General features: G+C 48.0%; 18 protein-coding genes. 17 read left to right on the plus strand and 1 reads right to left on the minus strand.

All coding sequences use genetic code 11. The annotated features are described in order from the left end of the window. Positions 1-26: 26 nt before the first annotated feature. The 3 genes from rpsO to ACN083_RS07320 all read left to right on the plus strand — a co-directional run bounded on the left by rpsO (position 27) and on the right by ACN083_RS07320 (position 4,360). Complete coding sequence (gene rpsO / locus ACN083_RS07310) at positions 27-296, plus strand: 30S ribosomal protein S15 (RefSeq protein WP_419102176.1); 270 nt, start codon at positions 27-29, stop codon at positions 294-296. A 284-nt stretch (positions 297-580) separates the two neighbouring features. Further along, a complete protein-coding gene (locus ACN083_RS07315; RefSeq protein ID WP_419102177.1) occupies positions 581-2,824 on the plus strand; it encodes a polyribonucleotide nucleotidyltransferase in 2,244 nt (747 codons plus the stop codon). A 204-nt stretch (positions 2,825-3,028) separates the two neighbouring features. Then, positions 3,029-4,360, plus strand: a complete 1,332-nt coding sequence (locus ACN083_RS07320) for a M16 family metallopeptidase (RefSeq protein WP_419102178.1) — start codon at positions 3,029-3,031, stop codon at positions 4,358-4,360. A gap of 42 nt (positions 4,361-4,402) precedes the next feature. Here ACN083_RS07320 and ACN083_RS07325 read toward each other — a convergent pair whose 3' ends face one another. Beyond that, on the minus strand, positions 4,403-6,400 hold the full coding sequence (locus ACN083_RS07325) for an acyltransferase family protein (RefSeq protein ID WP_419102179.1): 1,998 nt from the start codon (positions 6,398-6,400) through the stop codon (positions 4,403-4,405). A 182-nt stretch (positions 6,401-6,582) separates the two neighbouring features. On the opposite strand from ACN083_RS07325, the gene dapB reads away from it, so the two are divergent. The 14 genes from dapB to dapF all read left to right on the plus strand — a co-directional run bounded on the left by dapB (position 6,583) and on the right by dapF (position 21,791). Beyond that, positions 6,583-7,338: a 4-hydroxy-tetrahydrodipicolinate reductase gene (gene dapB, locus ACN083_RS07330; protein WP_419102180.1), complete on the plus strand. Its 756-nt coding sequence runs from the start codon at positions 6,583-6,585 to the stop codon at positions 7,336-7,338. A gap of 5 nt (positions 7,339-7,343) precedes the next feature. Next, positions 7,344-7,940 (plus strand): hypothetical protein, encoded by a 597-nt coding sequence (locus ACN083_RS07335; protein ID WP_419102181.1) that lies wholly within the window; start codon positions 7,344-7,346, stop codon positions 7,938-7,940. 67 nt (positions 7,941-8,007) lie between these two features. Next, positions 8,008-8,943 (plus strand): 4-hydroxy-tetrahydrodipicolinate synthase, encoded by a 936-nt coding sequence (gene dapA / locus ACN083_RS07340; RefSeq protein ID WP_419102182.1) that lies wholly within the window; start codon positions 8,008-8,010, stop codon positions 8,941-8,943. Positions 8,944-9,023: 80 nt separating this feature from the next. Next, on the plus strand, positions 9,024-10,745 hold the full coding sequence (locus tag ACN083_RS07345; RefSeq protein WP_419102183.1) for a ribonuclease J: 1,722 nt from the start codon (positions 9,024-9,026) through the stop codon (positions 10,743-10,745). 110 nt (positions 10,746-10,855) lie between these two features. Further along, positions 10,856-13,978 (plus strand): DNA translocase FtsK 4TM domain-containing protein, encoded by a 3,123-nt coding sequence (locus tag ACN083_RS07350; RefSeq protein WP_419102184.1) that lies wholly within the window; start codon positions 10,856-10,858, stop codon positions 13,976-13,978. A gap of 29 nt (positions 13,979-14,007) precedes the next feature. Beyond that, a complete protein-coding gene (gene pgsA / locus ACN083_RS07355) occupies positions 14,008-14,604 on the plus strand; it encodes a CDP-diacylglycerol--glycerol-3-phosphate 3-phosphatidyltransferase (RefSeq protein ID WP_419102185.1) in 597 nt (198 codons plus the stop codon). Then, entirely contained in the window at positions 14,604-15,077 is a 474-nt protein-coding gene (locus ACN083_RS07360; protein WP_419102186.1) for a CinA family protein, read from the plus strand. Before pgsA ends, ACN083_RS07360 begins: the two co-directional genes overlap by 1 nt. A 243-nt stretch (positions 15,078-15,320) precedes the next feature. Continuing rightward, complete coding sequence (locus ACN083_RS07365) at positions 15,321-15,764, plus strand: helix-turn-helix domain-containing protein (RefSeq protein WP_419102187.1); 444 nt, start codon at positions 15,321-15,323, stop codon at positions 15,762-15,764. 75 nt (positions 15,765-15,839) lie between these two features. Next, positions 15,840-16,064, plus strand: a complete 225-nt coding sequence (locus ACN083_RS07370; protein ID WP_419102188.1) for a DUF3046 domain-containing protein — start codon at positions 15,840-15,842, stop codon at positions 16,062-16,064. A 201-nt stretch (positions 16,065-16,265) separates the two neighbouring features. Continuing rightward, positions 16,266-17,369: a recombinase RecA gene (recA, locus tag ACN083_RS07375; protein ID WP_419102189.1), complete on the plus strand. Its 1,104-nt coding sequence runs from the start codon at positions 16,266-16,268 to the stop codon at positions 17,367-17,369. A gap of 114 nt (positions 17,370-17,483) precedes the next feature. Then, a complete protein-coding gene (locus ACN083_RS07380) occupies positions 17,484-18,167 on the plus strand; it encodes a regulatory protein RecX (protein WP_419102190.1) in 684 nt (227 codons plus the stop codon). A 143-nt stretch (positions 18,168-18,310) separates the two neighbouring features. After that, positions 18,311-19,834, plus strand: coding sequence for a tRNA (N6-isopentenyl adenosine(37)-C2)-methylthiotransferase MiaB (miaB, locus tag ACN083_RS07385; protein ID WP_419102229.1), 1,524 nt, complete (start codon positions 18,311-18,313; stop codon positions 19,832-19,834). 25 nt (positions 19,835-19,859) lie between these two features. Continuing rightward, on the plus strand, positions 19,860-20,804 hold the full coding sequence (miaA, locus tag ACN083_RS07390; RefSeq protein ID WP_419102191.1) for a tRNA (adenosine(37)-N6)-dimethylallyltransferase MiaA: 945 nt from the start codon (positions 19,860-19,862) through the stop codon (positions 20,802-20,804). A 63-nt stretch (positions 20,805-20,867) separates the two neighbouring features. Continuing rightward, positions 20,868-21,791: a diaminopimelate epimerase gene (gene dapF, locus ACN083_RS07395; RefSeq protein ID WP_419102192.1), complete on the plus strand. Its 924-nt coding sequence runs from the start codon at positions 20,868-20,870 to the stop codon at positions 21,789-21,791. The last annotated feature ends 45 nt before the right edge of the window (positions 21,792-21,836 follow it).

The following is a 21,836-nucleotide window of genomic DNA, read 5'->3' on the forward strand; positions in this document are numbered from 1 at the left end:
CGGCACTAACTCTAGGAGTTATAACAGTGGCGCTAGATCCCGCAGTTAAACAGGAAATTATCAAGGAATACGCAACTCACGAAGGTGACACCGGTTCACCTGAGGTACAGATTGCAGTTTTGACTCGTCGTATCACCGACTTGACTGAACACTTGAAGTTCCACAAACACGATCACCACTCTCGTCGTGGCTTGATGATCCTCGTTGGTCGTCGCCGCAACATGCTTGGCTACCTCAAGAGTGTTGACATCGAACGTTACCGTGCTCTTATCGAACGCCTCGGTATCCGCCGATAAACATTAAACTTTGGGAGGGCGAAACCGGTGCAACATCTTTCATAGCCTCAGCGATGAGAGATGAAACATTGGTGACGCCCTCTTTCGGCTTTCAGAGACTCATCATCTCTCTCAAAGCCACCACCTAATACACCACCATAAGACCCGATACCTCGCTCAGAGGATTGACCGGTCCTCGGTTGCGGTTTGCGGAGCCCCACATCAACTCGTGCGTGTGCCGAAAACTTCCATCGAAGATCGATCTTGTCTGAGAGAGATATCGGCAGAGAAGAAATGGAGGAACCTTGGAAGGTCCCGAAATTAAATTTGCAGAAGCTATTATCGACAACGGAAAATTCGGTACTCGTACCGTCCGTTTTGAAACTGGACGTCTCGCAAAACAAGCAGCAGGTTCAGCTCTCGTCACCATCGACGAAGACACCACCTTGCTTTCCGCTACAGCTATTAGCAAGTCTCCACGCGAAGGCTTTGACTTCTTTCCGCTCACCGTGGACGTCGAAGAACGCATGTACGCAGCAGGAAAGATTCCTGGCTCATTCTTCCGCCGTGAAGGACGCCCCACCACCGAAGCAATCCTTGCAGCACGCCTCATCGACCGCCCACTTCGTCCAGCCTTCACCAAAGGTATCCGCAACGAAGTTCAAGTAGTCGTCACCGTTCTGACCATTGACCCTGACGAAATCTACAACACCGTAGCAATCAACGCAGCATCATGCTCTACCACCCTATCAGGCGCTCCATTTAGCGGCCCTATCGGTGGCGTGCGTATCGCCCTCATCGACGGCCAATGGGTATGCTTCCCGAAACATTCACAGCTCGAAAACGCCGTTTTCGATATGGCTGTTGCTGGTCGTATCGTCACCAAAGCCGATGGAACAGAAGACGTTGCCATCATGATGGTTGAAGCAGAAGCAACCGACAACTCTTGGACACTCATTAAAGATAACGGTCAGCAAGCACCCACCGAAGAAGTTGTTGCACAAGGCCTCGAAGCAGCAAAACCCTTCATCAAAGCGCTATGCGAAGCTCAGCTAGCCCTTAAGAATGAAGCAGGTAAAGAGCCTCTTGACCTACCAACTTTCGGTTCACACGACGAAGACGTAGATAACGCTGTCAAAAACTTTGCAGCGGACAAACTCGTTGAAGTGTACTCTATTGCCGGTAAACAAGAACGCGAACAGGCTGCTACCGAACTACAGAGCGCACTACTTGAACAGCTCACCGCTGAAGGACAAGAGTTCGAAGGCCGTGAAGACGAAGTAGAAGCAGCCTTTGCAGCTTTGACAAAACACACGGTGCGTCAGCGTATCCTCACCGAACAGGTACGTATTGATGGACGTGGTCTCACCGATATCCGCCAGCTAACTGCTGAAGTTGAAGTTCTTCCTCGCGTACACGGGTCAGCAATCTTCGAACGTGGCGAAACCCAGATTATGGGTGTCACCACGTTGAACATGCTCAAAATGGAACAGCAGCTTGACTCCCTACACCCCGTCAAAGCAAAACGCTACATCCACCACTACAACTTCCCTCCATACTCCACCGGCGAAACCGGTCGTGTTGGCTCACCTAAACGACGTGAAATCGGACACGGTGCTCTAGCAGAACGTGCGCTTACACCAGTGCTGCCTTCTCGTGAAGAGTTCCCCTACGCAATTCGTCAGGTCTCTGAAGCCCTCGGATCCAACGGCTCCACCTCCATGGGCTCAGTCTGTGCTTCAACCCTTTCGCTACTCAACGCTGGCGTACCTCTACGTGCACCTGTTGCAGGTATTGCTATGGGACTTGTCTCCGATGAGGTTGACGGCGAGACCCGCTACGCAGCATTGACCGACATCCTTGGCGCAGAAGATGCTCTAGGCGATATGGACTTCAAAGTTGCCGGAACCAGTGAGTTTGTCACCGCAATTCAGCTCGACACCAAACTCGACGGCATCCCCGCATCTGTTCTTGCCGCAGCGCTAACTCAAGCTCGTGAAGCACGCCTTCACATCCTCGAAGTTCTCAACGCAGCTATCGACGCCCCCGACGAGATGAGCGACTACGCTCCTCGCGTGATTTCAGTACAAGTTCCTGTCTCAAAGATTGGTGAAGTCATTGGTCCTAAGGGCAAGATGATTAACCAGATTCAAGAAGATACCGGAACCGATATCTCCATCGAAGATGACGGAACCGTCTATATCGGTGCAGTGGACGGGCCTTCAGCAGAAGCTGCTCGTGCGGCAGTGAACGCTATCGCGAACCCACAGGTTCCCGAAGTCGGCGAACGCTACCTCGGAACAGTCGTCAAAACTACAACTTTCGGGGCGTTTATCTCTTTGACTCCCGGCAAAGACGGTCTGTTGCACATTTCTGAACTTCGTAAGCTCAACGACGGCAAACGAGTCAATGATGTTGAAGACGTTGTCTCAGTGGGACAGAAGATTCAGGTTGAAATCGCCAAAATCGATGATCGTGGCAAGCTATCTCTTGCTCCTGTCGTCGCCGGCGAAGAAAATACCGACGAAGAAGAAAACGACAACGAATAATCTCGTAGGTCCTCTCTGAAAAGACGCTGCATCTGTAGCGTATTGTTTCAGTAGCCTGCATAAGTGTCTTGTGTACTTGTGCAGGCTACTCTTTTATGAGTTTTTAACCTTTCTAGAACAACGCCCAAAAACATGCCCCCCATCTAACGGTAAAAGCTGAGCGGGCTGAATAACACACTTAAAACACACACATTTAGGGGAATAATGGCTATATTGCTTCCAACCTCGTGGAACGAACTTCGTGATGAACTAGACTACGAAAACGGAAAAATCATCGAACAAGGAGAAGGCGGCCACGAAGTCCGCCGTTCTGTTCTACCTGGTGGTATTCGAGTCATCACCGAAAAAATGCCAGCATTACAAAGTGTCTCTTTAGGTTTTTGGGTGGGTGTCGGCTCACGAGATGAACAAGCTGGAATGTACGGTTCTACCCACTTCCTCGAACACCTCCTCTTCAAAGGAACCGCTCAACGAACAGCTCTAGATATCGCCGAAGCCTTTGACAGCGTCGGCGGAGATTCCAACGCCTTCACCGCAAAAGAACAGACCTGCTACTATGCTCGAGTTCTGACAAAAGATATGCCCCTCGCCATAGACGTCATGGCAGATATGCTGGCGCACTCTTTACTGGATGAAGAACTTTTAGAAAAAGAACGCCAAGTGATTCTTGAAGAACTCGCTATGGGCCAAGACGACCCTGTAGACGTAGCATTCGAAAGTTTCACAGAACAACTCCTTGGCACACACCCATTAGGGCGACCCGTGGGCGGTACAGTAACAGAAATTGAAGATGTACCGCGCCAATCTGTGTGGGAACACTACCGCCACTACTACACCCCTGAACAGCTAGTTATTACCGCCGCTGGTGGGTTAGAACACCGCGAGGTCGTCCAACAGGTTCTTGAAGCATTCTCTCGGTACGGGTGGGAACTACCCGAGAATACTGCTCCTATTGAACGACGTGCTAAAGGAATCAGCCACATCGCTGATGGAATAAACCACAAAATTATTGATAAAGGTTGCGAACAAACACACATCTTATTGGGCGTTCACGGCATTATCTCTCAAGACGATAGACGCTATGCATTGAACGTTTTAAACTCAGCTTTTGGGGGAGGGATGTCCTCACGTCTTTTCCAAGAAGTTCGTGAAAAACGTGGACTAGCATATTCGACCTCTGCTTTTTCGAATTCATACTCTGACGCCGGAATTTTTGGTATGTACGCAGGATGTTTACCCGATAAAGCTGAACAGGTACAAGAAATCCTCCGAACAGAATTCGATAAGCTAGCTCAAGACGGTCTACACCCAGAAGAGCTGAAAAAAGTAATTGGGCAGATGCAAGGCTCTATGTTGCTTGGTTATGAAAGTCCTGAATCACGTATGACTCGTCTAGGAGTTATTGAGCTAGGTTCGGGCATCTATCGAACTCTAGAAGAAAGTAGCCAGAAACTATGTGAGGTCACTTTAGAGCAAGTACAAGAGCTAGCACAATTCCTCGCCCAACAAGAGATGACAACAACAATCGTCCGATAGAACACCCCACATTAGAATGTTGATACGAAATTAAACGGTTCTTTACCAAGCGGGGGAAGTTGCTGGCTGAACAGGTTCTGCCGGCTCTTCCTCCGCCGTATCTTGGTGTTCTAAGTCTTTTTCCGCCTGAGCTACTGCTGTAGCAATAGTTTGGGCATAAACCTTTTGACCGATAGCTTGAGGATGCACCCCATCCGAGACAAAATACTCGGGGTGGTTCTGCGCTGCCTTAGCCCAATCTGCGATGACAATACTCTTCGGGTATTTTGCGGCAGCTTCTTTAATGACCTTATTAGAATCTTGAACCCACGTCAGATGTGCTGGAGCAGCGCCCGTGACAAGAACAATTTTTCGTTGACCATGATCTGAAATATCTTTAATCAGCTGGTCAATCTCTTCTATCGAATAAGTGGAATTGGTTGTTACCGAAAGTACGACAACAGAACCTAATTGTCCATGCTCGTTAAGACGAGAAATCACGGGGAAAGCCTTGACGATAGTACGAGAGACTTCTCCATCAACTGTCGCGTCAGGTAACGCCTCGTGAAGGGCCTCTGCCGAGGCTAAAGATACCGAATCCCCAATAACCGTTACCGAAGGATTCTCTTCCTGTCTCGTCGCTTGTTTAGAGGAGCTTTCTCTCTCCGTAGCAGCCGCAGAATCAGCGTCGGGTGTAGGCGTGGGCTTTTGGTCGGCGATATGTTCTTCATGCGCCTTTTGCGCTTGTGCTCCAGCTGCCACAATATCTTCTGCAGAAGTTGTCTTGGGAGCGGTAATAACTGCTGCTGTGGTAGCAGCAGTACATAGAAGAACCGCGCCTAAGGCCACAAAAGAGGGTAGTTTTTGTGCGCCAGAGAAGGTATTCCAAACAGACGATGCACATGCCACAAAACCACGTTGGCGGATAGGCTCCTCAACATACATATATGACAGGCCCGAAATGATTAAAGTCAAAAAGAGAACAAAGAACTCAACCCAAAATTTCTGATGGACACCAAAAGTGTAGTGTGCAAGAACATAGAGCGGCCAATGCCAGAGGTAAATACCGTAAGAACGTCGCCCAATCCACACTAAAGGAGCCCAGGAAAGAACCTGACGTAGAACATCTGAAGCAGGATTATGCACGTCAGGTAAGAGAGCCTGAATCACCGCCAACGCTAGGAAACCAGCAAAGAACAACCCACCAGGCATAAAAAATATTTGGGTCTGTTCTAAAAGTGTTGCATAAAGTACTAAACCAAAAAGGGCTAACCAACCGGCACCTGAACGTAAAGCCCCTTGCCAATGCTCCCCATAACCGACCAGCTGATATAAGCGAGAATCAGCTGGCGGGTACATGCTCCACGGAATCATTAGCGCTAGAAGAACACCCAACATCAAAGGAAAAAGATGCGTATCAGTACCATAGTAGATGCGGTTTGGAGAAACCTCGAAAACGTTGAGAACAACACATAATAGAACCGATAGCAACCCCAAAATAACGGGGATAAGCGCACGACGACTCCACCGCGAAACAAACATGAAAACAATGACGAGTACTACCGGCCATAGAATATAGAACTGCTCTTCAACTGCTAAAGACCAGAAATTAGTGAGCAACTCAGGGGAAGTCTGTGTGAAATAATCATTGCCAGAAAAAATATAGAGCCAGTTAGAAGAAAAAGTGAACGCACCAAAAATTTGACGCCCCAGATTCACCTGCGCGTCATGGCCAATAATGAGTGTAAGCGTACCAATAACAATGATGAGCAGAACAATCGATGGAATGAGTCGACGAGCACGACGAACCCAAAAATCAATGATGTTCATCTTGCCGGTGTAGGCGCCTTCACGCAAAAGCAAAGCAGTAATGAGGTAACCGGAGATGACGAAAAAAATATCGACACCAATCATGCCCCCTGGAAGCACTCCCGGCCATAAGTGATAGACCACCACACACAATACGGCTAACGCTCGTAAACCGTCTAAACCAGGTAGACGATACTTCCGTTGGCCTTCTGCAGGGTCAACACTGGAATAAAAGACATGCTCTTGATTCAACTGTTACCTCTAATTACCTACTGAGTTACTTCACGAGAAACGAAGTAACTGTATAAGTTTATGGCACAGTTGAGGATATCTCCGCAATTTTTCTGCGCTACATTTAGAGTGTTATACAGACATTGAAGAGAATAACGACTCTCTACCTGCATCGAAACACACCTCAAGGAGAAAACGTGAGTATGAGCACCCCCTGGAAAGTCGCTATCGCCGGAGCCTACGGAAAAATGGGACAAGAAGCCGTCCGAGCCGTAGAAAATGCACCTGACATGGAACTCGTCGCTCAACTCGGCTCTCACGATCCTCTAGAAAAGATGATTGAAGCGCAAGCACAGATTCTGGTAGATCTCACCGTACCCAATAGCACCGAACAAAACGTCCATTTTGCTATTGAACACGGAATCCACGCCGTCGTTGGAACCACCGGATGGGATGAAGAAAAACTCAACCGGCTTACAGAAAAACTGACACAGAATCCAATAACCGGAGTGCTCATTGCCCCGAACTTCGCCATCGGAGCCATTCTCGCCACAGAATTTGCAGCACGGGCAGCCCAATACTTTGAATCAGTAGAAATTATTGAACTTCACCACCCACAAAAAGTTGATGCACCATCTGGTACGGCCGTACACACCGCACATAAAATAGCTCAAGCACGCAAAACAGCAAATCTGCCAGTATCTCCTGACGCTACCGTCACAGACACCGGAAACTCTCGTGGAGCACTCATCGACGACGTCAGAGTACACGCCGTACGCTTGCGAGGGCTCACTGCAAGCCAAGAGATACTTCTCGGGGACGAAGGGCAACAATTAACGATTCGCCACGACTCCTTTGATCGTTCCTCGTTCATGCCTGGGATATTACTGGGTATCCGAAAAGTCAGCTCTCACCCTGGCTTAACACACGGACTTGACCATTACCTCGAACTGAGCTAAAAACCATGAACTCGCTACGAAACTTCACAGCGAGCGCATGCGTGCTCTTAGTCCTCACCATCTTCATACTGCCCTTAGAAAATCACACGAAACTTTCTCTAATCGCGGTTTTAGCCTGTAGTGCTCTATTCCTCTTCTGGGAGGTAACCGGACGAACCAAAGCCTTCGCATGGGCTATCATTATCGCGCTCACTCTTTACCTACTGATGAGCATGAGATATGCTCTGGCTTTATTCCAAGCAGGAACACCCACCGGTTATCTGATGGGCGCTGGCATGATAGGCCTACCAATACTAGGGGGGTGGGCCATGATACGAGAAATACTCTTTGGTATACGTGTCGAAAAACTTGAACAACAACTCCACCTCAACGACACCTCCAACTCGTATCGTGAACTGCTCCAACAGCTAGATGACGGACAGGCACAAGAACTCTTTAACACCATGGAGAAACTCATCGAACAAGAACCTCACAGCTGGAAGAACTGGTTTGTTCTTGGACGCATCTACGAGGTGCTCAAAGACCGTAAACGGGCCCGAAAATCTATACGTATAGCGCTCGCCTTATCTGAAGGTAAAACACCCGCATCGTTAGAGGTGTAGAGGTGTCAGCGGAGATGATGAGTCGGCAAAATACAAAAACTGAGCAAAAGAGGGTAGTCTAAGGAATATGTCTGAGTCCTTAAACCATACTAAAGGTACGTTTGTTGAGCCCATTTTTGGCAGAATGCTCACCGCTATGGTGACTCCTTTTTCTGCTGACGGCTCTGTTGATGAGGAAAAAACAGCCCAACTGGCACAATACCTTGTTGATAATGGTCACGATGGGCTAGTTGTTTGTGGCACAACAGGCGAGTACTCCACCATGACAGACGAAGAAAATGAGCGGGTTTTCCGTATCGTCAAAGATGCGGTGGGGCAGCGTACCACGATTATTGCTGGTGTTGGTTCTAACGATACTGCCCATACCTTGCATTTGGCTCAGCGTGCTGAAGCAGTTGGTGTTGACGGTCTTTTAGTGGTGACACCGTATTACAATAAACCGACTCAGTCTGGTTTGCTCGGGCATTTTACCGCTATTGCAGATGCTGTACATACTCCGGTGATGCTTTACGACATTCCTGGACGTGCGGGTATCCCTATCGCTCCTGCTACCTACCAGAAGCTTGCTCAACACGAAAATATTGTTGCTGTCAAAGATGCTAAGGCTGACTTTTCTGCGGCAACAGAAGTGATGGCAACAACCGATTTACAGTTTTATTCTGGTGACGACGGACTCACCTTGCCATGGTTGGCTATGGGAGCTGTCGGACTGATCGGCGTGACAACTCATATTGCACCGCAATTATTCCGAACATTGATTGATGCCGTTGTCGCTGAAGACTTATCTCAAGCGCAACAGTTGCATCGAGAGCTCACTCCTATTGTTACGGCAACGATGTCGTGTGTTCCAGGATGTGTAGCTGCCAAAAAGATTCTTACATGGCAAGGACTTTTGGATTCTCCAACGGTTCGCTTGCCGCACGTGGAGCCGACGCAAGCAGAGGAGACTCTCATGCGTTCTTATCTAGAGCAATCGTCGATAGCTTCCACTCTTATTCGCTAAAAACTCGGATGAAGCGGGTTCATGAACTCTTCTAGTTTGTGGACTCGCTTTTGCCATGACATATATTGAAGGACATAATATTGGCAGTATTTGATACAGAACTTCGCCAACCTAAAAAGTTGAAGAAAGACACTCTACGTGTTGTTCCTCTTGGAGGACTAGGCGAAGTCGGACGTAACATGACCGTATACGAGATTAACGGTCAGCTTCTCATCGTGGACTGTGGCGTGCTCTTCCCTGAAGAATCTCAGCCTGGTGTCGACCTCATTCTGCCCGATTTGAACTACATCAAAGACCGTCTTGACGACATCGCGGCAGTTGTCCTCACTCACGGACACGAAGACCATATCGGTGCGGTACCGTATCTATTGCGCCGTCGCCCTGATATTCCGTTGATTGGTTCTCAGCTGACTTTAGCGTTGGTTGAAGCGAAGCTTGCTGAACACCGCATTAAACCTTACACATTGACTGTTGTTGAGGGGCAGACCGAAAAAATTGGTCCTTTTGAATGCGAATTTGTGGCTGTTAACCACTCTATTCCAGACGCTTTAGCTGTATTTATCCGTACAGCTGCCGGTAAGGTGCTTCATACCGGTGACTTCAAAATGGATCAGTTGCCGCTCGACGGTCGACTAACGGATCTCCGTCATTTTGCCCGTCTAGGAGAAGAAGGCATTGACCTCTTCTTGCCTGATTCAACGAACGCAGAAGTTCCTGGTTTTACTCCTACCGAGAAAAACATTGGTAAGGTTCTTTCTCAGGTCTTTCGAGATGCCACCCAGCGTATTATTGTGGCGTCTTTCTCCTCTCACGTGCACCGCGTTCAACAGGTTCTCGAAGCAGCCCATGAGCGTGGTCGAAAAGTAGTGTTGGTGGGGCGTTCTATGGTACGTAATATGACCATCGCCGAGAAATTGGGGTACTTGAAAGTTCCTCCAAATACTTTGGTTGATTTGAAGAAAATTGACCAATACCGTCCTGATGAAATCGTCATGATGTGTACCGGTTCTCAGGGAGAGCCGATGGCAGCTTTATCTCGTATGGCTAATGGGGATCATAAGATTCAGGTTGAACAAGGTGACACTATCGTTCTTGCTTCTTCTCTGATTCCTGGCAACGAGACGAGCGTTTATCGCGTTATTAACTCATTGTTGAAGCTTGGTGCTGAAGTGATCCATAAGGGTAACGCAAAAGTCCACGTTTCTGGGCACGCTGCTGCTGGAGAGCTGTTGTACTGCTATAACATTCTCAAACCAAAGAATGTTATGCCTGTTCACGGTGAGGTTCGACATCTTATCGCAAATGGTAATTTGGCAATTGAGACGGGTGTCCCTGAAGAGAACGTCTTATTGTGTGAAGGTGGAACTGTTGTTGACTTGGCAGATGGCGTTGCTCAGATTGTCGGTCAAGTTCGTTGCGATTATGTGTATGTTGATGGTCGTTCTGTCGGTGAGATTACGGAGGAAGACCTCAAAGACCGTTTGGTCTTGAGTGAAGAAGGCTTCGTTTCTGTGGTTGCGGTGATTGACCGTGAAGCAAAGCGTGTGGTTTTTGGTCCTGATATTCACGCTCGAGGAGTGGCTGAAGACGATTCTGTCTTTGAAGATATTGCACCAAAGATTACTGCTGCTCTTGAAGACGCTTTGCATCTTGCTCCAGAGAAGGTTCATACTACACATCAACTACAGCAGATTGTCCGTCGTACTATTGGTTCGTGGGTTGCTCGTCGTCTGCGACGGAAGCCCATGATTTTGCCAACGGTTTTGGACACTCCTTCGGCAAAGACTGCAACTACTGAATAAGTTAAAGATAAGGTTTAACTTATTAGTTTTTATTCGTTATTATTCAAGCGGGTGAAACGACCTTCGGGAAGGTTTCGCCCGCTTGAGTCCACTGAAAACTTACGGGATGTATGGCACGCAGAACAACATCAGCTCATAAAACGAACACAAAGCGTCCTTCAACACGCACGCAAACTCGAAAGAAGAGTACCTCAACACGCTCATCAGCGCGTTCAACAGCGAGAGTTGAGCGTCCTTCTTGGTTCTCTCGTACCGTCCTTGGTACGTGGAATGGTTTTGCGCACCTTATTGGTGGAGCTATCCGACGTATGGGCGAACTTCGCACGGACATTGCACCAGAAGAGCGCCGCGACGGAGGCGCATTAGTTGTTTTGCTCATGGGCCTTATGACTGCCGGCGTTGAATGGTGGGCTTGGAGCACACTGTCTTTGCCGTCATGGGTTGAAAGCCCTCTGCGTTGGTGGCATGTATTCGTTGGGGGAGTCTGGGGACAAGGCGCTCTATTGATTCCTTTCTTCGCTGTGTTCTTCGCTGTACGTATTTTCCGTCACCCTCTAGAGGTTCGTTCGAACAACCGTATTGCTGCTGGGCTAACCATTATGCTCGTTGCCGCTTCGATGGTTGCCGCGAAACTGGACGATTTTCCAACCTTTGCTCAAGGTTTTGAAGGTGTCTGGAATGGTGGTGGGGTTGTTGGACTGGTTGTTTCTGCTCCTGCAGTGCGTCTTGTCGGCGGCATCAATATTCTTGAATGGGTTCTTTGCGGGCTTGTTTTTGCTGTAGGTCTATTGATTGCGACGAAGACGCCACTTCGTCACATTGGTCCTCGTTTGGTGCATATTATGGGGATTCTCTTAGGAGAGCCGCCCGCAAAAATGCCAGAAAACCATGAACCTGAAGATAAGGTTGAATCAAAGCTCCCTGTATACCATGATCGTAGCTACCTCTACGAGAACGAAACCACACCTGAAAAACCATCCTCCTCACGAGGCTTTTTAGCATGGCTTGGATTCGGCAAAAACGCCCGTCGAGACACCGCTTTAGACCGCTACGACGGAGACGAAGCCTTTGAAACTGCACTCCTAACAGAAGAACTAGAACCACACGAACAATTCACCCCAGAGCCTGCCGAAAACACCAGAAAAGGCCGCACTAAACGACGCGCTACAAGAACAGAACCAGACACACACAACCTAGAGACACTCTCTACCACCCAAAAACTTGACGGAAAAACACGTGTTGTTTCTCAAACCACACCAAAGCTCTTCGACCAAGACCAATGGGCGACACCAGAAACAAACACCCTAGACGCTCCTGCTCAACGTCTGGCACAAGCTCAACAAGCAGCCATCATCCACGGACGGCGTGAAGAACCTCAACAACACGAAAATATCTTCTCAACACCTGAAGAGGCTCCAACCTCTACCGTCGAACCCTCTACCGAAACACCGACGGCTACTGTTGAACAACCGTCTCCTGCTAAAACAGCAGATGTAGCACCACCTGCTATCGGGAAACCCGCACCACCAAAACCCGCCGTAGCGGAAAAACCCGTGGTAGCCGAAAAATCTACGGTGCAGTCACCGCTAACAAATAACACGCTCAAACCTGCAGTACAAGAGGCCCGTCCTCAACAAGTGGTAGCACTCTCGAACGGCACATACGCTCTACCTGAAGAGTCCATGCTCGTTGCCGGACCTCCTGCAAAAGAAAGCTCTGAAGTTAACGCTCAAGTCGTAGAATCCTTAACCAACGTCCTCGAACAATTCAATGTTGATGCTGAAGTTACGGGATTCTCTCGGGGGCCAACAGTAACTCGCTACGAAATTGAGTTAGGTGCTGGCACCAAAGTTGAGCGTGTAACCGCATTATCAAAGAATATCGCCTATGCTGTGGCCTCTGCAGATGTGCGTATCCTGTCACCTATCCCCGGTAAATCTGCCATTGGTATTGAAATTCCCAATACCGACCGAGAAACGGTCGCTCTCGGTGACGTTCTACGTTCTAGCCAAGCACACCATAATGACCACCCCATGATTATGGGCGTTGGTAAAGATGTTGAGGGCGGATTCGTTCTAGCTAACCTTGCAAAAATGCCGCATATGCTTGTTGCTGGTGCTACTGGTGCCGGTAAATCATCGTTTGTAAATTCGATGATTACCTCTATTTTGATGAGAGCAACTCCTGATCAGGTACGTTTGGTCATGGTTGACCCTAAACGCGTAGAACTGACCGCATATGAGGGCATTCCCCATTTGATTACCCCCATTATTACGAACCCTAAGAAAGCTGCCGAAGCTTTGCAATGGGTCGTTCGTGAGATGGATGCACGCTATGATGATTTGGCCCATTACGGTTACAAACACATCGATGACTTTAACAAAGCGGTCGAAGCTGGAAAGATTCAACCGGATCCAGGTAGTAAGCGCACTATCAAAACATACCCATATCTTTTGGTGATTGTTGACGAGCTTGCGGATTTGATGATGGTTGCTCCACGCGACGTTGAAGAAGCTATCGTTCGTATCACTCAGCTTGCACGAGCCGCTGGTATCCATCTTGTTTTGGCTACGCAGCGTCCTTCTGTTGACGTTGTCACCGGCTTGATTAAAGCAAACGTTCCATCTCGTATGGCCTTTTCAACCTCCTCTGTTACTGACTCTCGAGTGGTATTGGATCAGCCGGGTGCTGAGAAACTTATCGGTCAAGGTGATGCTCTGTTCTTGCCGATGGGTGCCTCGAAACCGATGCGTGTACAAGGTGCTTGGGTCAGCGAATCAGAGATTCACCAGATTGTTGAGCATGTTAAAACGCAGATGCCGGTGAACTATCGTGAAGATGTTCTACAATCGGCTCCAAAGAAACATATTGATGACGATATTGGTGACGATCTTGACGTCCTTCTGCGTGCAGCTGAGCTAATCGTAACGACGCAATTTGGTTCTACCTCAATGCTGCAACGTAAATTGCGTGTAGGCTTTGCTAAAGCAGGACGTCTAATGGACTTACTGGAATCTCGCGAGATTGTTGGTCCTTCCGAAGGGTCTAAAGCACGTGATGTTCTTGTACCTCCTGAGGAATTGCCGACTGTACTTGCGCGCTTACGCGGTGAAGATGTACCAGAACCATCTGTAAGTTCGCACAGCGCCGATACTGATGAATATCTCAGCGCTGGTGAGTCCTCATCGGATGATGATTCAAGCGAAGACGCATGGAGTTTAACTGGTCGATAAAGTCGACACAGACAGAGGAAGGTACTGTTATGGTCAGAAAAAAACAGCAGGAACTATGGAATGTGCCTAATATTCTTACCATGCTGAGAATTGCAATGGTGCCTTTATTTATGGTGCTGTTACTGGCTTCAGGCCCTTATGGCCAGTCTTCTTCTGCTGCGCGTTGGTGGGCGGTCGCTGTTTTCGTCATCGCAATGCTGACCGATTGGCTTGATGGGTATATTGCTCGTTCGCGAAACCTCATCACAAATTTTGGAAAAATTGCAGACCCTATTGCCGATAAATTATTGACCGGTGCTGCTTTTATTGGGTTTTCGCTCTTAGGTGAGCTTTGGTGGTGGGTTACCTGCGTTATCCTTCTTCGCGAGTGGGGCATTACGCTGATGAGATTCTTCGTGATTCGTTATGGCGTGATGGCCGCTGGCAAGGGTGGAAAACTCAAGACCGTATTACAAACCGTTGCTGTAATTCTCATGCTTCTTCCTCTGGGACTGTTAGGTTTCTGGGCCTTACTACCGGGATATGCGGTGCTAGCGGCAGCAACAATATTGACGGTTACTACCGGGGTTGAATACGTGCGTCATGCTTTAGAGTTGCGTCGTAGTGCTCGTAGAAGAAGGTTGTGATGTCTTACCAGACTCTTGCTGAACAGGTCGTGTTCTGCGCTCGCCAACGAAAAGCTTTTATTGCTACTGCCGAGTCTTTGACAGGTGGCATGGTTTCGCAACATTTGTGTTCTGTTGCGGGAGCTTCTTCGGTGTATCGTGGCGGTATCGTCTCATACGCAACAGATTTGAAGGCAAAACTTTTAGGTGTAGATGAGCAACTTCTAGAACGTGAAGGTGCTGTTCATCCTGAAGTGGCTCAGAGCATGGCTTTGGGTGCTATGCAGGTGTGCGGGGCAGATTATGCTGTTTCGACGACGGGAGTTGCTGGCCCTGAACCGTTGGACGGGCAACCCGTTGGTCGAGTATTTTTAGGTATTTCGACGCCTGATGGCGTTTTTTCTCAAGAGAAGATGTATCAGGGTACTCGTGAGGAGATTCGTGAACGTTCTTGTCAGGATGCTTTAGAACTTTTGTTGAACTATCTGAAATAACGTAAAAGATGTTTTTAGCTGAACTTTCAGTGAAACTACAGAAAACTTTGAGATAAATAGGGAATGAAACACGCTCGTTGTGCTGTTATATCTAATGCCTCTTTTATAGAGCATTGATGATTCTAAAAAGTTCTTTGTGAATCAGGATAGTAGATAGCTGATTGAGTATTCATCATACGCTAGGCTATAAAAAATATAGCTTCGAAGATTCGAAGCCGAAAATATCAGGAGTTAGGTATAAAAATGACCAAGCAACCCGTATCCGTGAACGGTGTCGTCCGTTGGAAGGATGTGGGTCAGTCCACTCATACTGCACCCACTCAACATGAGCCAAAAGTACTTCTTTTGCGTCAGGCTATTGGTGAGGTGCTTCGCGACGTTCGTCAGCGTCAAGGGCGTACGCTTCGTGAGGTTTCGCATAGCGCTCGTGTGTCTTTGGGGTATCTTAGCGAGGTGGAACGTGGGCAGAAAGAAGCATCTTCTGAGCTTCTTGGTTCTATCTGTCAGGCACTAGATATTCCGTTGTCTCAGATGTTACGTGAAGTTTCGGATCGACTATCTGGGGAAGATCGCTTCAGCGTGCCTGATACTGTTCCTACAGAATTTTCGGAGCAGTTTAATCGTGAGTATGGGATTGCTGCAACATCTTCTAAGGATATTCCTGCTGAGTGCACAACAACACGCTAGAACAAAGCGGTTAATAGAACGTGAAGTACGGTTGCTTACGATGGTAGGCAACCGTACTTTATCTGTGAGGACATTATGCGTTTAAGCGAGTTTTGGAGACTGATGGATGATGAGTTTGGTGCTCATTATTCTCGGGTACTTGCCAAAGATGTAGTTTTGGGTGCGTGTGGAGATATAACTGTTGTTGAAGCATTAGAGCGGGGTGTTCCGGTTCGCCAAGTGTGGGAGGCTATTTGCGATATGCAAGAAGTTCCTGAATCTCGACGTTTGGGGCGAGATATTCCACCGCGAAAAAATTAGTAATTTTGTTCGAGGTTATCTTCTGAGTAAGTAGAAAATATATTCGATAAAGGGTATGCTCTGTATTCGGAGCTTGAAGATATAACGCACGGTATCTTATCCACAGTTTTGTACTTCTCTGTTTTTCAGCTCGAACGCTTGTAGAGTGGTAACGAACAATAACAATAGTCATTCGGACGTGCCGAAGTGAGGTAACACAATATGGCAGCTAAATCTCGAAATACTCAGCCTGTAAGCCGAGTATCTGATGAAGGTCGCGAAAAAGCTTTAGAGACCGTTCTCGCTCAGATTGATAAGAGCTACGGTAAAGGTGCTGTGATGCGCCTCGGCGATAAAGAGGCCGTTAAAGTAGAGACTGTCTCAACCGGTGCTTTGTCTCTGGACGCTGCTTTAGGTATTGGTGGGTTACCTCGCGGGCGTGTTATCGAGATTTATGGTCCCGAATCTTCTGGTAAAACAACGGTAGCTTTACACGCCGTTGCTGACGTTCAAAAACGTGGCGGTATTGCTGCGTTCATTGATGCTGAGCATGCACTTGACCCTATCTATGCTGCAAAACTTGGTGTTGATACGGATGCTTTGCTTGTTTCTCAGCCTGATACCGGTGAACAAGCTCTAGAAATCATGGACATGCTTGTTGGGTCCGGCTCTGTAGATATCATCGTCGTAGACTCTGTGGCTGCTTTGGTCCCTCGCGCTGAGATTGAAGGCGAAATGGGAGATTCCCACGTTGGGCTACAGGCCCGTTTGATGTCTCAAGCGCTACGTAAAATTACGGGTCGTTTGGCACAGACCGGAACTACCGCAATTTTCATTAACCAGCTACGCGAAAAAATTGGTGTGTTCTTTGGCTCTCCAGAAACAACAACCGGCGGTAAAGCTCTTAAATTCTATGCTTCAGTTCGTATCGACATTCGTCGTATCGAGACGCTAAAAGACGGTGCGCAGCCTATCGGTAACCGTACTCGAGCTAAAATCGTGAAAAACAAGATGGCTCCGCCCTTCAAACAAGCTGAATTCGACATCCTATACGGCGAGGGTATCTCCGTTGAAGGCGGCATTATCGATATGGGCGTTGACAACGGCATCGTTAAAAAATCTGGTGCTTGGTTTACTTACGAGGGTGAACAGCTTGGGCAAGGTAAAGAAAACGTTCGTAAGTTCTTGAAAGACAATCCGGAACTGACCGAAGAAATTAAATATAAGACCTTAGTTAAACTCGGCATCATCGAAGACGATACGCAGATTGGGGAGAGTGAAGTTCAGGAGAGTGACCCTCTCAATAGCTCTTCAGACGGGCTCTAATATTTCTTAGATAGTGGGGTAAGGAGCGTATGCTTCTTACCCCACTATTTTTCGTGAACCATTGACATTTCATGTTGAGCTATATTGCCTAGCATCAAAGTTGAGGAGAAGAACATGGAATCTTTTGACGAAGAGAACTATCCTTCATGGCACCCTGCAGCATGGGGTGCAGCCGAAGAAGACTTACTTAAAAGTTCTCAGGACTTCTCTGGTTCATCTTCAGCGAGTCAAAGCTCTTGGGGCGATCAAGAAGACGCCTCTGAGAGCAAAGAGCTCAGCGAAGAACAGAAAGCCCGCGAGTTTACGCACGCAAAAAATATTGTGTATCAGCAGCTAGCCGCTTCTGCTAAATCGCGTTTTCAACTCGAGAAAAAACTATCTGATAAAGGAATCTCTGCGGAGATTGCAGAAGACCTTTTGCAACGTTGCGAAGCTGTTGGTCTTATCAACGATGAAGAGTACGCCCAAATGTATGTTCGCACAACAGCGAACATGAAAAAACTATCTCGTTCAGCGCTACGTCGAGAGTTAAAAACTCGAGGCATCCGCGAAGAATATATTGAGCAGGCTTTAGCTCAACGTAGTGATTCTGACGAATATGAGGATGCTGTTAGCCTAGTTCAAAAAAAGTTGCGTCCATCAATGAACTTGAGTGACTATCGAGAAAAAGAGAAAATTATGCGCCGTCTCGTCTCTATGCTAGGACGTAAAGGATATTCTTCTTCTCTGGCATTTTCTGTAGTGCGTTCGGAAGTAGAGCGCATGGCTGAAGATCAAGAACGTTCATCCTACGAATAAAGTTCACAACGAGATAGGGCAAGAGAACACATCGTATTGGTTGGCGCTATACGTACTTTGGTATGAGTGACCAAAAACCCGTAGAATCTACTCTTAGTGACAGCCTGACAGTATATTTCATCGAGTAGGGTTAAAGAGTGACTTTGAATCTTCCTGAACAACAGACTTCTTCAACTACGTGTGCAACGACCTCTAAGCCTTCACGAACCTATGAAGTTCGTACTTTTGGCTGTCAGATGAACGTTCACGATTCCGAACGTATGAGCGGGCTACTCGAAGCTAATGGCTATGTACCCGCCAGCTCAGAACAAACACCAGATCTCATTGTCTTTAACACTTGTGCTGTACGTGAAAATGCTGACAACAAGCTATACGGTAACCTCGGTCAGCTTGCTCCTGTAAAACGAGCCCACGAAGGCATGCAGATTGCTGTCGGTGGATGCTTAGCGCAAAAAGATCAAGATACCATCATCAAAAAAGCGCCGTGGGTAGATGTCGTCTTTGGAACACATAATATCGGCTCACTACCAACATTGTTAGAACGTGCACGTCATAACCACCAAGCACAAGCGGAGCTTCTTGAATCTCTTGAAGTCTTTCCCTCCACGTTGCCGACTAAACGAGATAACGTATATTCAGGCTGGGTCTCTATCTCTGTCGGTTGTAACAACACCTGCACTTTCTGTATTGTGCCAAGCCTACGCGGTAAAGAGAATGACCGCCGCCCTGGAGAAGTCCTTGCAGAAGTTCAAGCACTTGTCGACGACGGCGCTATTGAAGTCACTCTTCTTGGGCAAAATGTGAACTCTTATGGTGTAGATTTTGGTGACCGTCAGGCTTTCTCAAAACTTCTGCGTGCGTGCGGAAATATTGAAGGCCTTGAACGAGTCCGGTTCACCTCACCACACCCTGCAATGTTTACCGACGACGTCATCGATGCAATGGCTGAGACACCAAACGTTATGCCGGTGCTACATATGCCTTTGCAATCTGGCTCAGATAAGGTGCTTAAAGATATGCGTCGTTCATATCGGTCTAAGAAGTTCCTCGGCATCTTAGATAAAGTTCGTGCCCGTATTCCTGAAGCTGTGATTACTACGGATATTATTGTCGGATTCCCTGGAGAAACTGAAGAAGACTTCCAAGAGACACTAAAAGTCGTCGAACAAGCACGTTTTTCCTCCGCCTTTACTTTCCAATATTCGATTCGTCCTGGTACTCCAGCTGCAACAATGGAGAACCAAATACCTAAAGAAATTGTTCAAGAACGCTATGAGCGTCTTATTGCTTTACAAGACCGTATCGCTGGTGAAGAAAACCGTAAACAACTAGGAAAAACGGTAGAACTCATGGTGGTCGCAGAGTCAGGTCGTAAAGCAGAACAAACTCATCGTCTTGCCGGACGTGCCCAAGACCAGCGTTTGGTGCATTTTTCTGTCCCTGCTGGTTGCGAGCAACCTCGACCCGGAGACCTCGTCACTTTACCCATTACGGAAGCCGGTTCTTTCCACCTGATTTCAGACCCTAGCGCTGAAGAGTATTCTTTACGCCGTTCACGTGCAGGAGATGCTTGGGATAGAGCACAAGCTGATTCTTGCGGTACAACTGGCACTACTCAAGTTCCTGGGACACCGGTGAACTTAGGGTTTCCCACTTTTCGTTCCTAACCGCTAAAGGTGGTGTGTAATAGCCATGCCTGCTTCTAAAGTTCAAGAAGAACACGTTGTACCCGTCATTGCTGTTGTCGGCCCAACCGGTGCAGGGAAAACGGACTTTGCGGTTGAGTTAGCTCAACACCTCGGCGGAGAGTGTATTAATGCTGATTCGATGCAGTTCTATCGGGGGATGGATATTGGCACGGCTAAAGTGACCGTAGAAGAGATGCGGGGGATTCCTCACCATCTTCTGGATATTCTCGACATTCGTGATGAAGCTTCTGTAGCCGTTTTCCAGCAGCAAGCAAGAGAACTCTTCGACCAGATTCGTTCACGTGGAAAATATCCCATTATGGTGGGCGGCTCTGGGCTTTATGTTCGTGCCGCTTTAGATATTTTAGATTTTCCTCCTACTGATGCTCAGGTGCGTCAACGACTAGAGCGAGAGCTTATTGAACAGGGGCGTGGTGTTCTTCTCCGACGGTTGAATGAGGTTGATCCAGTATCGGCATCTCGCGTGCACGATGACAGGCGTCTAGTGCGTGCTTTAGAAGTGTGGGAAGTGTCAGGACGAACGTTTTCTTCTTTTATGCCTGAACGTGAGTATTTTCAGCCTGCTGTGCAAGTAGGCGTTAACTGTGAACGTTCTCAGCTGCATCAGCGTTTAGAAGCTCGGGTCGAAAAAATGGTTCAACGGGGGCTTGTAGATGAAGTCCGCTCTTTAGAATCTTTAGGCCTTCGAGAGGGAAAAACGTCATCTCGGGCGATTGGGTATAGGGAATTTTTGCGTCTTATCGATGCAGAACGTTCTGCGTCCAAGAGCTATTCTTTAGAACAGGCTATGATAGATACCACGACTGCGACTCGTCAGTTTGCGCGCCGTCAAATCACATGGTTTAACGCTGATTCTCGAGTGACTTGGCTCGAAGGCGATTCTCACGCAAAACTGACTCAGACACAGCAGCTTCTGGCAGAATACTGATAAATATCTTCGATATACAAAACAACATCTGATGTTTTGAATCGATGGCGAAAGGTAAAGCGAATGACGGAAAATACTTGGGGAGATCTCAGCGGTGTTCCTTTAACTAAAGGACACGGGACTGGTAACGACTTTATTTTCGTCACTGACCCTGAAAAACAGCTAAAACTACCAGAAGAACTCATTGCCCGTGTCTGCGACCGTCACTTCGGTATTGGTGCTGACGGTTTTATTCGCGCAGTCAAAGCACAGATGATGGAATCTGATGCACCTGAAGACCGCTGGTTTATGGATTATCGTAATGCTGACGGAACCATCGCAGAGATGTGCGGTAATGGTGTTCGAGCTTTCGTAGAATATTTGGTTTCTGAAGACTTGTTGACGCTTGAAGAAGGCGAACGAGTACGCATTAGCACCCGTGCTGGAGTGAAGACCGTGGGGCGAACAGACAACGGATACGCCATTGATATGGGGCCGTGGAGCTTCATGGATGGAGACGTCGCTCGTGAAAGCGGTGTGGACTCACAGGTCAGCGTCCGTGGACTTAAAACACCGCGTTCGGCACTTTCTATCTCGATGGGAAACCCCCATACTGTTGTCGCTTTGGGCACTGACGGAAAACTTGATGGGCTGAGCCTTGATGCTGCCCCGAAAGTGAGCCCGACACCTGCCCACGGTACGAATGTCGAGTTTGTTGTTCCTGAAGAAATCGAGGATACAGAAGCTGAAACAGGGTTAGCGCATGTGGGCGCTATTCGGATGCGCGTTTATGAGCGTGGCGTGGGGGAGACTCTCTCTTGCGGTACTGGTGCTTGCGCAGCAGCTGCGGCAACCCGATTCTGGGCTGGAGACGATGCCCCTGACGAATGGCTCGTGTACGTTCCTGGGGGAACTTTAGCTGTCACCTTTGTAACGGGCCCTGACGACCTCGAACATGTGGTGCTAGCAGGTTCGGCTAGTATGGTTGGAAAAGTCGTTCTTGTATAGTCGTGATGATGTGAGGTTCTATGCTTTGAGAACCTCACATCATCT

Source organism: Rothia sp. CCM 9418 (assembly GCF_048512825.1).
Taxonomy (GTDB): Bacteria; Actinomycetota; Actinomycetes; order Actinomycetales; family Micrococcaceae; genus Rothia.

Excerpts from the sequence above, each read along its gene's own strand:
- ACN083_RS07320 (WP_419102178.1), top strand. The coding sequence starts at position 3,029 with ATGGCTATATTGCTTCCAACCTCGTGGAACGAACTTCGTGATGAACTA.
- dapB (WP_419102180.1), top strand. The coding sequence starts at position 6,583 with ATGAGCACCCCCTGGAAAGTCGCTATCGCCGGAGCCTACGGAAAAATG.
- ACN083_RS07335 (WP_419102181.1), top strand. The coding sequence starts at position 7,344 with ATGAACTCGCTACGAAACTTCACAGCGAGCGCATGCGTGCTCTTAGTC.
- dapA (WP_419102182.1), top strand. The coding sequence starts at position 8,008 with ATGTCTGAGTCCTTAAACCATACTAAAGGTACGTTTGTTGAGCCCATT.
- ACN083_RS07350 (WP_419102184.1), top strand. The coding sequence starts at position 10,856 with ATGGCACGCAGAACAACATCAGCTCATAAAACGAACACAAAGCGTCCT.
- pgsA (WP_419102185.1), top strand. The coding sequence starts at position 14,008 with ATGGTCAGAAAAAAACAGCAGGAACTATGGAATGTGCCTAATATTCTT.
- ACN083_RS07360 (WP_419102186.1), top strand. The coding sequence starts at position 14,604 with ATGTCTTACCAGACTCTTGCTGAACAGGTCGTGTTCTGCGCTCGCCAA.
- ACN083_RS07365 (WP_419102187.1), top strand. The coding sequence starts at position 15,321 with ATGACCAAGCAACCCGTATCCGTGAACGGTGTCGTCCGTTGGAAGGAT.
- ACN083_RS07370 (WP_419102188.1), top strand. The coding sequence starts at position 15,840 with ATGCGTTTAAGCGAGTTTTGGAGACTGATGGATGATGAGTTTGGTGCT.
- recA (WP_419102189.1), top strand. The coding sequence starts at position 16,266 with ATGGCAGCTAAATCTCGAAATACTCAGCCTGTAAGCCGAGTATCTGAT.
- ACN083_RS07380 (WP_419102190.1), top strand. The coding sequence starts at position 17,484 with ATGGAATCTTTTGACGAAGAGAACTATCCTTCATGGCACCCTGCAGCA.
- miaA (WP_419102191.1), top strand. The coding sequence starts at position 19,860 with ATGCCTGCTTCTAAAGTTCAAGAAGAACACGTTGTACCCGTCATTGCT.
- dapF (WP_419102192.1), top strand. The coding sequence starts at position 20,868 with ATGACGGAAAATACTTGGGGAGATCTCAGCGGTGTTCCTTTAACTAAA.